Source organism: Streptomyces sp. NBC_00885 (assembly GCF_045207475.1).
GTDB lineage: Bacteria > Actinomycetota > Actinomycetes > Streptomycetales > Streptomycetaceae > Streptomyces.
On record NZ_CP108796.1, the window covers coordinates 6,136,130 to 6,150,004 of the forward strand.

The 13,875-nt window shown below is 71.6% G+C and carries 11 protein-coding genes and 1 pseudogene; 10 read left to right on the plus strand and 2 right to left on the minus strand.

Annotated elements, in window-relative coordinates; genetic code table 11:
• Nucleotides 1-78 precede the first annotated feature (78 nt).
• The 7 genes and pseudogenes from OHA61_RS27855 to OHA61_RS27885 form a co-directional block, all read left to right on the plus strand.
• Nucleotides 79-519, plus strand: a complete 441-nt coding sequence (locus tag OHA61_RS27855; protein ID WP_406305331.1) for a nuclear transport factor 2 family protein — start codon at nt 79-81, stop codon at nt 517-519.
• A gap of 132 nt (nt 520-651) precedes the next feature.
• Nucleotides 652-2,112, plus strand: a complete 1,461-nt coding sequence (locus tag OHA61_RS27860; protein ID WP_406305332.1) for an aldehyde dehydrogenase — start codon at nt 652-654, stop codon at nt 2,110-2,112.
• Nucleotides 2,112-2,345, plus strand: coding sequence for a ferredoxin (locus tag OHA61_RS27865; RefSeq protein WP_266476968.1), 234 nt, complete (start codon nt 2,112-2,114; stop codon nt 2,343-2,345). Before OHA61_RS27860 ends, OHA61_RS27865 begins: the two co-directional genes overlap by 1 nt.
• Before the next feature lie 339 nt (nt 2,346-2,684).
• Nucleotides 2,685-5,324, plus strand: coding sequence for a class III lanthionine synthetase LanKC (gene lanKC / locus OHA61_RS27870; RefSeq protein ID WP_406305333.1), 2,640 nt, complete (start codon nt 2,685-2,687; stop codon nt 5,322-5,324).
• A 52-nt stretch (nt 5,325-5,376) separates the two neighbouring features.
• Nucleotides 5,377-5,517 (plus strand): SapB/AmfS family lanthipeptide, encoded by a 141-nt coding sequence (locus tag OHA61_RS27875; protein WP_406305334.1) that lies wholly within the window; start codon nt 5,377-5,379, stop codon nt 5,515-5,517.
• 82 nt (nt 5,518-5,599) lie between these two features.
• Nucleotides 5,600-7,270: an ABC transporter ATP-binding protein gene (locus OHA61_RS27880; protein WP_406305335.1), complete on the plus strand. Its 1,671-nt coding sequence runs from the start codon at nt 5,600-5,602 to the stop codon at nt 7,268-7,270.
• A gap of 832 nt (nt 7,271-8,102) precedes the next feature.
• A pseudogene (locus tag OHA61_RS27885) lies at nt 8,103-8,609 on the plus strand (ATP-binding cassette domain-containing protein); the annotation flags it as partial.
• Between the two features lie 315 nt (nt 8,610-8,924).
• On the opposite strand, the gene OHA61_RS27890 reads toward OHA61_RS27885, so the two are convergent.
• Entirely contained in the window at nt 8,925-9,533 is a 609-nt protein-coding gene (locus OHA61_RS27890; RefSeq protein ID WP_406305336.1) for a LuxR C-terminal-related transcriptional regulator, read from the minus strand.
• A gap of 150 nt (nt 9,534-9,683) precedes the next feature.
• Nucleotides 9,684-10,340: a TetR family transcriptional regulator gene (locus OHA61_RS27895; protein WP_406305337.1), complete on the minus strand. Its 657-nt coding sequence runs from the start codon at nt 10,338-10,340 to the stop codon at nt 9,684-9,686.
• A 198-nt stretch (nt 10,341-10,538) separates the two neighbouring features.
• Between OHA61_RS27895 and OHA61_RS27900 the strand changes: the two genes are divergently transcribed.
• The 3 genes from OHA61_RS27900 (at nt 10,539) to OHA61_RS27910 (ending at nt 13,856) form a co-directional block, all read left to right on the plus strand.
• Nucleotides 10,539-11,858: a glycosyltransferase family 4 protein gene (locus tag OHA61_RS27900; protein ID WP_406305338.1), complete on the plus strand. Its 1,320-nt coding sequence runs from the start codon at nt 10,539-10,541 to the stop codon at nt 11,856-11,858.
• Nucleotides 11,859-12,054: 196 nt separating this feature from the next.
• Complete coding sequence (locus tag OHA61_RS27905; RefSeq protein ID WP_328678432.1) at nt 12,055-12,789, plus strand: class I SAM-dependent methyltransferase; 735 nt, start codon at nt 12,055-12,057, stop codon at nt 12,787-12,789.
• On the plus strand, nt 12,786-13,856 hold the full coding sequence (locus OHA61_RS27910; RefSeq protein WP_361904250.1) for a prenyltransferase/squalene oxidase repeat-containing protein: 1,071 nt from the start codon (nt 12,786-12,788) through the stop codon (nt 13,854-13,856). Before OHA61_RS27905 ends, OHA61_RS27910 begins: the two co-directional genes overlap by 4 nt.
• Nucleotides 13,857-13,875: the final 19 nt, after the last annotated feature.

Genomic DNA, 13,875 nt, shown 5'->3' on the forward strand with positions numbered 1-13,875 from the left:
ACAACCGGAGTCTCCAGTCCGTATCGTGAAAACGGAGTCGCTAGTCCGATTCTAGCGTGGACCCCACGGAGGTTTGTCATGCCCGAAACGCTGTCACCGCACGAGGTCTTCCAGAAGCTGATCCAGGGCATCGGAGCCGGGCGGTTCTCGGAACTGGCCGAGCTCTATGCGGAGGACGCCGTGGTGGAGACCGTCTTCGAGCCGGTCGGCCCGCGCCGGATCGAGGGGCGGGCCGCACTCGAGGAGCGGTTCGCTCAGGTCTCCGCAAGTTCGCCCGTTGAGCTGACCCCGGTGAACGTGGTCGTCCGGGAAACCGACGACGCGGAGGTGGTCGTCGCCGAGTTCGACTACCACGTGCACCACCGGTTGACCGGACGGACCTTCGAAGCCTCCAACATCCAGGTGCTGCGGGTCCGCGACGGCCTGATCGTCAGCAGCCGGGACTACCACGACCACCTCGCCCTCGTGGTGGCCGCCGGCAACCTGTCTCAGCTGGTGGCGGCGCTGGAAGGCAAGTAACGCGAGCGCGGTGCTCAGGGTCGGGGTCGCCGGTCGGGGGCCCTTTCGTCCCTGCCGTGGACTACTGGAACTAGAACTGGTATCAGTTCTGAAACAGTGTCAGATACGCCGGGGCCCCGGGAGGCAGCAGCCATGACCGAGCTTGTGGAACACGGAAAGCTGTTCATCGGCGGGGAGTTGACCGATCCCCTCGGCGGCGACGCCATCGAGGTCGTCTCGCCGCACACCGAGCAGGTCATCGGGCGCGTGCCGCATGCCTCACGGGCGGATGTCGACCGGGCCGTGGCCCTCGCGCGGGAGGCGTTCGAGCACGGGCCGTGGCCGCGTATGAGTCTGGAGGAGCGGATCGGGGTCGTGTCGCGGATCAAGGACGCGATCGCCGTACGGCACGAGGAGATCGCCCGGTCCATCAGCTCGCAGAACGGCTCCCCGTACTCCTGGAGCGTGCTCGCGCAGGCGCTCGGCGCGATGATGGTGTGGGACGCGGCCATCACCGTCGCGCGGGGTTACGCGCACGAGGAGCGGCGGGACGGGGTGCTCGGGCCGATTCTGGTGCGGCGGGAGCCCGTTGGGGTCGTCGCGGCGGTTGTGCCGTGGAACGTGCCGCAGTTCACCGCCGCCGCCAAGCTCGGGCCCGCGCTGCTCGCCGGTTGTACGGTCGTGCTCAAGCCCTCGCCCGAGTCGCCCCTCGACTCGTACATCCTCGGCGAGATCGCCACGGAGGCCGGGCTTCCGAAGGGTGTTCTGTCGATCCTGCCCGCGGACCGCGAGGTGAGTGAGTATCTGGTCGGGCACCCCGGGATCGACAAGGTGTCCTTCACCGGGTCCGTCGCCGCGGGCAAGCGGGTCATGGAGGTCGCCTCGCGCCATCTGACCCGCGTCACTCTGGAGCTCGGCGGCAAGTCGGCCGCCGTCATCCTGCCGGACGCGGATCTGGAGTCGGCGGTCGCCGGGATCGTGCCCGCGGCCTGGATGAACAACGGGCAGGCGTGCGTGGCCCAGACCCGTATCCTCGCGCCGCGCAGTCGCTACGACGAGTTCGCCGAGACGTTCGCCGCTGCCGCATCCGCGCTGGTGGTGGGTGACCCGCTCGACCCCGCGACCCAGGTCGGGCCGCTCGTGGCCCGCCGTCAGCAGCAGCGCTCGCTCGACTTCATCCGGATCGGCCAGGAGGAGGGCGCAAAGATCCTCACCGGCGGCGGCCGGCCGGTCGGTCTCGAACAGGGCTGGTACGTCGAGCCGACCCTCTTCGGCGGGGTCGACAACTCCATGCGTATCGCGCGCGAGGAGATCTTCGGGCCGGTCATCTGTCTGCTGCCGTACGGCGACGAGAGCGAGGCCGCGAAGATCGCGAACGACTCCGACTACGGGCTCAGCGGCAGCGTCTGGACGGCCGACGTCGAGCGCGGCATCGACTTCGCGCGGCAGGTCAGGACGGGGACGTACAACATCAATACGTTCAGTCTCGACATGCTCGGTCCGTTCGGCGGCTACAAGAACTCCGGTCTGGGGCGGGAGTTCGGGCCCGAGGGGTACGGCGAGTACCTGGAGCACAAGATGATCCATCTGCCCTCCGGATACGGAGAGAACTGATGGGGGACCGCTGGCACGTCGAGGTCGACCGGAGCGTGTGCATCGGCTCCGGCATGTGTGTGGGGCACGCCCCGGACGGCTTCAAGCTCGACTCGGGGCGGCAGTCGCATCCGGTGGCCGACGACACCGACGCCAATGAGCGGATCCTCGCGGCCGCGGAGAACTGCCCGGTCGAGGCGATCGCGATCACGCTGCTGGAGAGCGGGGAGCCGGTCTTCCCGCCGGAGGAGTGAGCGAGCAGACCCCGCCCGCAGTCGGGCCCCTAGGCCGTGTCTGACAAATCTCGCCTGGTGCGCGACGCCCGGCACGCACACTCGCTGCGTTGTCGGAGTCATCCAAGTACGTCCAGTACGAGGATGATCCTCCGCCTTGCGATTGCACGCACCGGACGCCGCGCACCCCGCCCTGCGGGCGGACGGCGCTATTTGTCAGACACGGCCTAGTCGAACTCCCGCCGCTCGAACAGAGGTTGACTCGTGCGTATCGCACGGTGATCTCGTGACATGCGTGACTGTCCGGCCCCCGGACGCCGTGGAAATCTCGTTGCCACGTCGCCGACGGGGGGAAGCACGATGGACAAGCGGTATGAGGTCTTCTGTCTTGCGGACAGGTATTTCTACGAGACCCCTGACCGCTTGTCCGCCGTGCGGGGGCCGTCCCGCGGAGCGGAGCAGGGGGAGGCGGGGGAGAGCGTCCCCCTCTTCGAAGCGGCGCGGCGCCCGGTCCCCGAAGGGTGGCGGCGTTTCCTCTCCGGGGACTGGCTCCACATCAGCCCGGTGGGCACGGCCCGCCCGCGCCAGGGCTGGAAGATCCATGTCTCGGCCACTTTGGACAACGCCGAGAAGACGGCGGCCAGAGTGTGGGACTACTGCGTCCCGCGCTCCGTACCCTTCAAGTTCGTCCCCGGACGGCAGCCGCTGCACCTGCGCAACTCCAAGTACGCGGGCCGCGGCTCCAGCGGGAAATTCGCCACGATCTATCCTGCGGACGAGTCCGAACTCCGGTTGATTCTTGACGAGTTGGGCCAGGAGCTCGCGGGCGAGCCGGGCCCCTACATCCTCACGGATCTCCGCTGGATGCAAGGCCCGCTCTATGTTCGGTACGGAGGCTTCGCCAAGCGGCACTGCGTCGACGAAGCCGGCTCGGGCGCGCTCGTGCCCGCGATCGAGAACCCCGAGGGCGTGCTGGTGCCCGACCGCAGGGATCCGGTCTTCCAGCTGCCCGAGTGGGTGACGCTGCCCGCCTTCCTCGAACCCCAGCTCGCGGCGCGCAACGCGACCACCACGCAGGATCTGCCGTACCGCATCGAGCGTGCCCTGCACTTCTCCAACGGCGGGGGCGTGTACGCGGGTACCGATCTGCGAACCGGTGAGCAGGTGGTACTCAAGGAGGCGCGGCCCCATGCCGGGCTCGCCGCGGACGGGGCGGACGCCGTCACGCGGCTGGAGCGCGAGCGGGCCGCACTGGAGCGGCTCGGCGGGCTGGGCGTGGCTCCCGAGGCGCGGGACTGGTTCACCCTCGGCGACCACCGCTTCCTCGTCATGGACTTCCTGCCCGGCCGGACGCTCAACTCCTTCTTCGCCGAGCGCCATCCGCTGCTGGCCGTCGAGCCGGACCCGGCGGCGGTCGCCGACTACACCCGCTGGGCGCTGGGGGTGCTGCAGGCGGTGGAGGAGGCCGTGGCGGCCGTGCACGGTCGCGGTCTCGTCTTCAACGACCTGCACATGTTCAACATCATGGTCGACCCGGACGACGACTCCGTACGGCTGCTCGACTTCGAGGCGGCGACGCCGGTCGAGGAGCATCGTGGCCAGGCCATGGCCCACCCGGGATTCGTCGCGCCCGGCGACCGCGTCGGCTTCGAGGTGGACCGTTACGCGCTCGCCTGTCTGCGGCTCGCCCTCTTCGTGCCGATGACGACGCTGCTGGTGGTGGACCGGCACAAGGCGGCGCATCTGGCGGAGGTCGCGGGGGAGCTGTTCCCGGACCTGCCGGACGGTTTCCTGGCGGAGGCGGTGGAGGTCGTACGGGGCGGTCGGCAACAAGGGCAGCGGCAAGGGCAGCGGCAAGAGCAGCCCGTCGCCGGGGGCGGCGCTTGCGCATCGGCGCCGCGGGACCGCTATCTGCCCGTGCCCGTACAGGACTGGCCCGCGAGCCGAGACTCCATGGTGCGCGCGATCCTCGCCTCCGCCACACCCGAGCGCGAGGACCGGCTCTTTCCCGGCGACATCGCGCAGTTCGGCGACGGAGGCGGACTCGGCCTGGCGCACGGCGTCGCCGGGGTGCTCTACGCCCTCGCCGAGACCGGAGCCGAGCGCTACGAGGCGGGTGAGGAGTGGCTGCTGAGCCATACGGACCCGCCCCCGTCCGGCACCCCGTTCGGGCTCTACGACGGGCTGGCCGGCGTCGCCGACGTCCTCGACCGGCTCGGCCACCGCGAGCGCGCCGTCGAACTCGTCGGCCGCGTGATGGACGAGAAGTGGCAGCGCCTCGCCCCCGACCTGCACGGAGGACTGGCCGGCATCGGTCTCGTACTCGACCGGCTCGGGCTGCGCGCGCAGGCGCTGGAGGCCGCGTCCGTCCTCATCGACCGGCCGCAGCCGCCCGGGCGCGGCAGACGCGCGGGGCTGCTGCGCGGTGCGAGCGGGCCCGCCCTGTTCTTTCTGCGGCTGTACGAGTCGACGGGCGACCCGGCCCTGGTCGACGAGGCCGCCCGGGCCCTGCGCCGGGATCTCGCCGCCTGCGTACGGGACCGCACCGGAACCCTGCTGGTGGACGAGGGTGCACGCACCATGCCGTATCTCGGCGCGGGCAGCACCGGCATCGGCGCGGTCCTCGACGACTTTCTCGCCCATCGCCACGACGAGGAGTTCGCCCGCGCCCGCGAGGCGATCCTGCCCGCCGCGCGACTGCGGTACTACGCGCAGCCCGGGCTGTTCAACGGGCGCGCCGGGATGGTGCTTCACCTGGCCCGGACGCGCGCCCCGCGACCGCACCTGGACGCCCAGATCGCCGCGCTCGACTGGTATGCCGTGCCGTACAGGGGCGAACTCGCCTTCCCCGGCGACCAGATGATGCGGCTGTCCATGGACCTCGCCACCGGAACCGCGGGCGTCCTGCTCGCACTCGGCACCGCGCTGGGCCACAGCGAACGGCCCGCACGGCTGCCCTTCCTGCCGCCACCGAAGGCGGCTCCTCGAACGACCCCATGAGGGGTCGAGCAAAGAGCACCACGCACCACGCACCACGTATTCAACTGTCCCCATGAACAAGGAGATCACGATGGCACTTCTCGACCTGCAGACGATGGACGTCCCCGAGACCGACGGCAACGGCGGCGAGAGCAGCGTCAGCCTGCTGCTCTGCGACAAGCACAGCTCGCACAGCAACCTGCTCTGTCTCTGATCGAGTGAGGATCGCGGCCCCGGGTGGCACCGCTCACCGGCCACCTGGGGCCGCATCGATCGCAGCGACGTAGGAGTCCTGCATGTTCCTCCGGGAGATCGTCCGGCACGGCGCGCCGCGTGCCGTCCTCGTCCTGCTGCTGACCTGCGCCTCGGCCGCCGCCGGGCTCGCACTGCCCGCGGTGCTCGGCCACGCCCTCGACCTTCTGCTCGCCGGAAGCGGAAGCGGAAGCGGAACCGGGGCTCGCGCGGACGCCGGGCCATGGCTCGCCCTCTGCGCCGCTCTCACCGCCCTGTCCGTGCTGCTCGGCGCGCTCGACGGGTTCGTCACCGCAAGCGCCAACGCCCGTACCACCGCCTGGATACGGGCACGGGTCCTCGGGCATGTCCTCGCCGCCGGACCCGAGCAGCGCCTGTCCTCCGGCGAGCTGGTGGCCCGGATCACGGGCAACGCCGCGCAGGCCGGAACCGTACCGACCGCGCTGGCCGCCGCGCTCGCCGCCGTACTCACGCCCGTGGGCGGCCTCGTCGCACTCGCCCTCACCGACGTGTGGACAGCACTCGTGGTCATCGCCGGAATGCCGCTGCTCGCCCTGCTGCTCAGGGTGTTCATCCGGGCCTCCGGCGAGAGCAGTGCCCGCTATCTCACGGCCCAGGGCGAGATCGCGGGACTTCTCGCGGAAGCGGTACGAGGCATCCGCACGATCACCGCGGCCGGTGTCCCGGAGCGCGACGCGGCCCGCATTCTCGCGCCGCTGCCCGAACTGACCCGCCAGGGGCGCCTGATGTGGCGGATCCTGGGCAGCTCGACCGCCCGCGCCGCCGCCCTGCTGCCGCTGCTCCAGCTCACCGTGCTGGCCGTCGCCGGTCTACGCCTCGCGGACGGTGCTCTGAGCGTCGGCGGGATGCTGGCCGCCTGGCGGTACGGGGTGCTCGCCACCGGCACCGGCGTACTGGTGGGGCAGCTGAACGGCCTGGTGCGCGGGCGGACAGCCGCAGGACGGCTCGCGGAGATCCTCGAAGCTCCTGCGATGACGTACGGATCGCGTCAGCTCCCGCCCGGCAAGGGTGAGTTGCAGCTCAAGTGCGTGGATCGGCGCGGGTTGCGCGGCATCGATCTGGTGGTTCCGGGCGGCTCGGTCACCGCCGTCGTCGGGCGCTCGGGCAGCGGCAAGTCCGCGCTGGCCGCCGTGGCCGGACGGCTGGCCGACCCCGACGCGGGCGCCGTCCTCATCGACGGCGTCCCGCTGACGTCGCTCTCCCGCGACGCGCTGCGCCGCGAGGTCGGCCATGCCTTCGCCCGTCCGGCACTGCTCGGCACAACCGTCGCGGGCACGATCGCCTTCGGCTCCCACCTGCCCGCGGGCATCGAGGCTGTGAAGCAGGCCGCGCGTGCCGCCTGTGCCGACGACTTCGTACGCCGCCTGCCCCTCGGCTACGAGACGCCCTGCACCGACGCGCCGCTGTCCGGTGGCGAAGCCCAACGCCTCGGTCTGGCACGGGCGTTCGCACACACCGGGCGGCTGCTCATCCTGGACGACGCGACCTCCAGCCTGGACTCCGCCACCGAACGCAAGGTGTCCCAGGCCCTGTTCGCAGGGGACCGTCGGACCCGGCTGATAGTTGCCCACCGCGCCCCGACCGCCGCCCGCGCGGACCTCGTGGTGTGGCTGGACGAGGGGCGCATCCGCGCGGTCGGCCCGCACGCCGAGCTCTGGCAACTGCCGGAGTACCGGGCGGTGTTCGATGAATGAACTCCGGCTCCTGCGCGCCCGGCCCTCCGTGCTCGTACGCCTCGCCGCCTGGTCCGCGCTGGAGGCCGGGCAGACCTTCCTCCTCGGCTACGCCCTCGCCCGCGCCGTCGACGGCGGCTTCCTTGCCCACGACCCCGTCCACGGTCTGCGCTGGCTGGCGGCCGCCGCGCTCGCCGTCGTCCTCGGGGCGTACGGCACCGGCAGGGTCCACCGGGTGGTCGCCGACCTCGTGGAGCCCGTGCGGGACGCACTCGTACGACGGGTGGTCGACCGGGCGCTGCGCGACGGGGACGACGCCGCCGTGTCCCGGCTGACCCACCAGGTGGAGATCGCCCGGGACACCTTCGCGGGCCTGGTCCTGGTCTCGCGCACCTTCGCCTTCACGGCCGCCGGAGCCCTGGCCGGACTGTTCTCGCTGGCGCCCGTACTGCTCCTGGTCGTCACGCCGCCCCTGCTCGCCGGGCTGACGCTCTTCGCGCTGACCCTGCGCCCGATGGCGCGCAGACAGGAGGCCTTCCTCGTCGCCGACGAGTCGATCGCCACCGAACTGGGCGCGCTGACCTCGGGGTTGAGGGACATCACCGCGGCCGGGGCGGAGGAGCGGGTGACCGCCGACGCCCGCGTACGCTTCGCCGACGAGTACCGGGCCGCCCGCGCGCTGGCGCGCTGGGGCACCCTGCGCGTCCTCGCCGTGGGCATCGGCGGCCGACTGCCCATCGTGCTGCTGCTGGTCACCGCACCCTGGCTGCTCACCCACGGGGTGAGCGCGGGCGCGCTGGTCGGCGCCCTCGCCTATCTCAGTCAGTCCCTCCTGCCCGCCCTGCAGTCGCTGATGCAGGGCCTAGGGACCTCGGGCGCGCGTCTCGCGGTCGTCCTGCGCCGGCTCACCGCCGAGGGGGAGCGGCAGCCGGGTGCGGTGTCCCCGGCGGGGGGAGCGGAGCAGGCGGTCCGGCTGCGCGGGGTGACCTTCGCCTACGGGCCGGGTGCCGCCCCCGTCGTCGACGGGCTCGATCTGGACGTCCCGTACGGCGGCCACCTCGTCGTCGCCGGTCCGAGCGGCATCGGCAAGTCCACGCTCGCCGCGCTGATCGCCGGGGTGCTGCGGCCCGACAGCGGGGAGATCGCGCTCGGCGGCGAGCGGGTTCTCGTACCGCAGGAGGCGTACGTCTTCACCGCCACCGTGCGCGAGAACCTCGGCTACCTGTGTCCCGAGCCGCCCACCCCCGCCGCGCTGCTCGCCTCCTGCACGGCCGTCGGCGCGCTGGGGCTCGTCGAACGGCTCGGCGGGCTCGACGCGAAGCTCGACCCCGGAGCCCTGTCGGCCGGTGAGTGCCAGCTGCTCGCGCTGGCCCGCGCTCATGTGGCGCCCGCGCCCCTCGTCCTGCTCGACGAGGCGACCTGCCATCTCGACCCGGCGGCCGAGGCCCTGGCGGAGCGGGCGTTCGCCGCCCGCCCGGGCGGCACGCTCATCGTCGTCGCGCACCGGATCGGATCGGCGCGGCGGGCCGGGTGCGTCCTGCTCATGGACGGTACGCACACGCAGTGCGGCACCCACGAGGAACTGCTCGCCCGCTCCTCCTTCTACCGCGAGCTGACCGGCTCCGATCTCAACGGCTCCGGGCTGACCGGCTCCGATCTCAGCGGCTCCGAAGCCTCACACCCAGCCCTCCCCCTGGGAGATCCTTATGGCGTCGACCCTGTTGCGGGCCCCCGTCTTGCGGGTGATGGCCGCCATGTAGTTGCGCACCGTGCCGTTGGACAGATGGAGACTGCTGGCGATGTCGGCGATCGAGGCTCCCTCGGCCGCGAGTGACAGCACACTCAACTCCCGTCTCGTCAGCGGCATCTCGGCCGCCTTGAGAAAGCTGAAGCCCAGGGAGTAGTCGACGAAGCGCTCACCCCGCGCCACCTGCCGGATCGCCGCGATCAGGCCCTCGGGAGTGCCCTCCTTGTCGACGTAGCCGATGGCGTGTGCCTCGACCGCGCGCCGGAGCGGACCTGGCCGGTTTGCGCTGGCGAGTACCAGCAGCCGGCCGTTCGTGGCTCCTTTGCGCCGCCCGCGCAGCTCACCGAGCGGCGCGATGCCGTACGAGTCCTCGCACTCCAGGTCGACGGCGCAGACGTCGGGCGCGAGCGAGCGCGCCAGCCCCGGCGCGGTGCGCCACGGCGCGTGGGAGACCTCCAGGTCCGGCTCATCAGCGAGCCTGTCCGCCAGCGCCGAGCGCAGCAGTCCCGCGTCGTGCACGAGAAGTACCCGGATCACGTATCGCCCCCTCAGCTCCCGCCCACCGGTTTGCTCCGTGCAGCACGCGAACATTGTGGTCGGCGTTGCGCCGCCACGTGCACGGAGATCCGGCCAAAGGGGTGCCAAGAGGGGCGCATGGGCTGGGCGTGAGCGCCCGGCGTGCGCCGGTCAGGCCCCTCTGGCGGCGCGCCCCGGCACTGCCGGCCTCGACGGCGCCGAGGGAGTCGTCAGGTCGATCAGACGGCAGACGGTCTCGATGTCGATCTTCACCTGTGCGATCGACGCGCGCCCCGACAGCCAGGTGATCAGCGCGGAGTGCCAGGTGTGCTCGATCACGCGGACCGCGGACAGCTGCTCGGGCGTCGGGTTCTCCAGGCCCATCGCGTCCAGGATGATCGCCGTCGTCTGCCGGGAGACCGTGTCCACTTCGGGGCTCACGCTGCGGTCCGCGAAGGTCAGCGCCCGCACCATCGCGTCCGCGAGATGCGGTTCGCGCTGCAGCGCGCGGAAGGCCCGCATCAGCGTCTCTGAGACACGTTCCGCCGCGCTGTCACCGGCCGGGGGGCGTTTGCGCAGCGTCGTGTGCATGTGCTGGAGCTGGTCCTGCATGGTGGCGACCAGCAGATGGATCTTGGAAGGGAAGTAACGGTAGAGCGTGCCGAGCGCGACCCCGGCGGCTTCGGCGACCTCGCGCATCTGCACCGCTTCGAAGCCGCCGCGGCTGGCCAGCTGCGCGCTGGCGTGCAGGATGCGACGGCGGCGCGCCTCCTGGCGTTCTGTCAGGGGCGGCGACGCAGGCCCCGCCGACTTGGCTTCCGCTGTCATGTTTCCCGTTCCATGCACGAGTCCGGATCGCACAGCATGGCAGCGTGCCCGTCGTGGCGCGAATCACCTGATCCGGCCCTTACAGCGGCGCTACCTGCCGGTAGATTCGAAGCTCCTTGAACGATCAAGTCTGAAACTTGTTCTAGATTAGCGTGAGCGGTTACGCTCCGGCGAAACGCAGTGAGAAGGGGGCCGTGGGTGACCGCTGAGGCCATAGAGGCCGGCCCTCGTACGGGACGGTCCGGCGGCGGTGACGAGCCGCTGCGCATCGCGCTCCTCACCTACAAGGGCAACCCCTTCTGCGGCGGCCAGGGCGTCTACGTACGCCACCTCTCGCGCGAACTCGCCCGCCTCGGTCACAGCGTCGAGGTGATCGGCGCGCAGCCCTATCCCGTACTCGACGAGGGCGTGCCGCTCACCGAGCTCGCCAGCCTCGATCTGTACCGCAGCCCGGACCCCTTCCGCACCCCGAAGCCCGGCGAGTACCGCGACTGGATCGACGCGCTCGAGGTCGCGACGATGTGGACCGGGGGCTTCCCCGAGCCGCTGACCTTCTCGCTGCGCGCGCGGCGTCATCTGGCCGCGCGGCGCGGCGAGTTCGACGTCGTCCACGACAACCAGACCCTTGGCTACGGGCTGCTCGGCGACCTCGGCGCGCCCCTGGTCACCACGATCCACCACCCCATCACCGTGGACCGGCAGCTGGAGCTGGACGCCGCGGAAGGCTGGAAGCGGAGAGCCTCCGTGCGGCGTTGGTACGGCTTCACGCGGATGCAGAAGCGGGTCGCGCGGCGGCTGCCGTCCGTACTGACCGTCTCCGGCTCCTCGCAGCAGGAGATCGTCGACCACCTCGGTGTACGGCCGGAGCGCGTCCGGGTCGTCCACATCGGGGCCGACACGGATCTCTGGTCGCCGGACCCCGCGGTCGCGGAGGTCCCCGGCCGGATCGTCACCACCTCCAGCGCGGACGTCCCGCTCAAGGGCCTCGTGCACCTGGTCGAAGCGCTCGCGAAGCTCCGTACGGAGAACCCGGCCGCGCACCTCGTCGTCGTCGGCAAGCGGGCCGAGGACGGGCCGGTCGCGCAGCTCATCGAGCGGTACGGGCTCCAGGACGCGGTCCGGTTCGTCAAGGGCATCACCGACGCGGAACTCGTCGACCTCGTACGCGGCGCGCAGATCGCGTGTGTGCCGTCGCTGTACGAGGGCTTCTCGCTGCCCGCGGCCGAGGCGATGGCGACGGGGACGCCGCTGGTCGCCACGACCGGGGGTGCGATCCCGGAGGTCTCCGGGCCGGACGGGGAGACCTGCCTGGCCGTCCCGCCGGGCGACGCGGGCGCGCTCGCCGCGGCGCTGAGCCGGCTGCTGGGCGACCCCGAACTGCGGTCCCGGCTGGGGAGGGCGGGCCGGGAACGGGTGCTGGCGCGCTTCACCTGGGCGAGGGCGGCACAGGGGACGGCGGAGCTGTACCGCGAGGCGATCGCCGCGCGGGGCCGCGCGGCGCGGGGGGTCGCGCGGTGACGGTGGTCCGGCGCGGCGGGCCCACGGCCCCGGCGGATGCCCGGGTGATCCGGCACCCCGGCGTCTTTGCCCGCTCCGCGGTCAGGTCTCTCGGCCGCTCCGCGGCCACAGATGTGGGCCACAGGCCCACAGCCCCCGCCCGCTCAGCCACCGCCACGGCAACTCGAACCACCCCCGACCGCGAAAGCAGGTCCACGTGCTGACCGTCGATTTCTCCCGCTTCCCGCTCGCCGCAGGCGACCGCGTGCTCGATCTCGGCTGTGGCGCCGGGCGGCACGCGTTCGAGTGCTACCGGCGCGGCGCCCAGGTCGTGGCGCTCGACCAGAACGGCGAGGAGATCCGCGAGGTCGCCAAGTGGTTCGCCGCGATGAAGGAGGCCGGTGAGGCCCCCGAGGGCGCCACCGCCACCGCCATGGAGGGCGACGCCCTCAACCTGCCCTTCCCCGACGAGTCCTTCGACGTCGTGATCATCTCCGAGGTCATGGAGCACATCCCCGACGACAAGGGCGTCCTCGCCGAGATGGTCCGGGTGCTCAAGCCCGGCGGGCGTATCGCCGTCACCGTGCCCCGCTACGGGCCCGAGAAGATCTGCTGGGCACTCAGCGACGCGTACCACGAGGTCGAGGGCGGCCACATCCGCATCTACAAGGCCGACGAACTGCTCGGCAAGATGAAGGAAGCCGGACTGAAGCCGTACGGCACGCACCACGCGCACGCGCTGCACTCGCCGTACTGGTGGCTCAAGTGCGCGTTCGGCGTCGACAACGACAAGGCGCTGCCGGTCCGCGCGTACCACAAGCTGCTGGTCTGGGACATCATGAAGAAGCCCCTGGTCACCCGACTCGCGGAACAGGCGCTCAACCCGGTCGTCGGCAAGAGCTTCGTGGCGTACGCGACCAAGCCGCACCTGCCTGCGGTGGCTGCCAAGTGACATCTCCCGGGCGTACGGAACACCTTGTCCTGCCCGGGGTGCTCACCGCCGAGCAGGCCGCCGAGACGGTCGCGGGCATACGCGCGATGCAGCGCGAGGACGGTGCGATCCCGTGGTTCAGGGGGCACCACCTCGACCCGTGGGACCACACCGAGGCGGCCATGGCGCTGGACGCGGCCGGTGAGCACGAGGCCGCGGCCCGTGCGTACGAGTGGCTGCTGAGGCACCAGAACCCGGACGGGTCCTGGTACGCGGCCTACCACGACGGCGAGGCCGGCCGGCCCACCGACCGCGGCCGCGAGAGCAACTTCTGCGCGTACATCGCCGTCGGCGTCTGGCACCACTATCTGGCCACCGGGGACGAGGCGTTCCTCGACCGGATGTGGCCCGCCGTGTTCGCGGCCATCGAGTTCGTGCTGGAGCTGCAGCAGCCGGGCGGCCAGATCGGCTGGAAGCGCGAGGCGGACGGTACGCCGGTGAACGACGCGCTGCTGACGGGCAGTTCGTCCGTCCACCAGGCGCTGCGGTGCGCGCTGGCGATCGCCGAGGAACGTGAGGAGCCGCAGCCGGACTGGGAGTTGGCGGCGGGCGCGCTCGCGCACGCGATCCGCAAGCACCCCGAGCGCTTCCTCGACAAGAACCACTACTCCATGGACTGGTACTACCCGGTCCTCGGGGGCGCGTTGACCGGCACGGAGGCCAAGTCCCGTATCGAGGAGTCGTGGGACGACTTCGTCGTGCCCGGCCTCGGAGTGCGGTGTGTGCTGCCCAATCCGTGGGTGACCGGGGGCGAGAGCTGCGAACTCGCGCTGGCGCTGTGGGTGATGGGGGAGTCCGACCGGGCGCTGGAGATCCTGCAGTCCGTGCAACACCTGCGGACCGACGGCGGGATGTACTGGACGGGTTACGTCTTCGAGGGCAACCGAGCGGTGTGGCCGGAGGAGGTCACGTCGTGGACGGCGGGGGCGCTGCTGCTGGCGGTGGCGGCGCTGGGGGGCGACGAGGCGACGGTGGCGGTGTTCGGCGGGGAGCGACTGCCGAAGGGGCTCGCGCCGGAGTGCTGCTAGCGGTGCGGGGTGCGCCTGC

What these genes read in the sequence shown, in the direction of transcription:
- OHA61_RS27855 (WP_406305331.1), top strand. Translation starts at nt 79, where the DNA reads ATGCCCGAAACGCTGTCACCGCACGAGGTCTTCCAGAAGCTGATCCAG.
- OHA61_RS27860 (WP_406305332.1), top strand. Translation starts at nt 652, where the DNA reads ATGACCGAGCTTGTGGAACACGGAAAGCTGTTCATCGGCGGGGAGTTG.
- OHA61_RS27865 (WP_266476968.1), top strand. Translation starts at nt 2,112, where the DNA reads ATGGGGGACCGCTGGCACGTCGAGGTCGACCGGAGCGTGTGCATCGGC.
- lanKC (WP_406305333.1), top strand. Translation starts at nt 2,685, where the DNA reads ATGGACAAGCGGTATGAGGTCTTCTGTCTTGCGGACAGGTATTTCTAC.
- OHA61_RS27875 (WP_406305334.1), top strand. Translation starts at nt 5,377, where the DNA reads ATGAACAAGGAGATCACGATGGCACTTCTCGACCTGCAGACGATGGAC.
- OHA61_RS27880 (WP_406305335.1), top strand. Translation starts at nt 5,600, where the DNA reads ATGTTCCTCCGGGAGATCGTCCGGCACGGCGCGCCGCGTGCCGTCCTC.
- OHA61_RS27895 (WP_406305337.1), bottom strand. Translation starts at nt 10,340, where the DNA reads ATGACAGCGGAAGCCAAGTCGGCGGGGCCTGCGTCGCCGCCCCTGACA.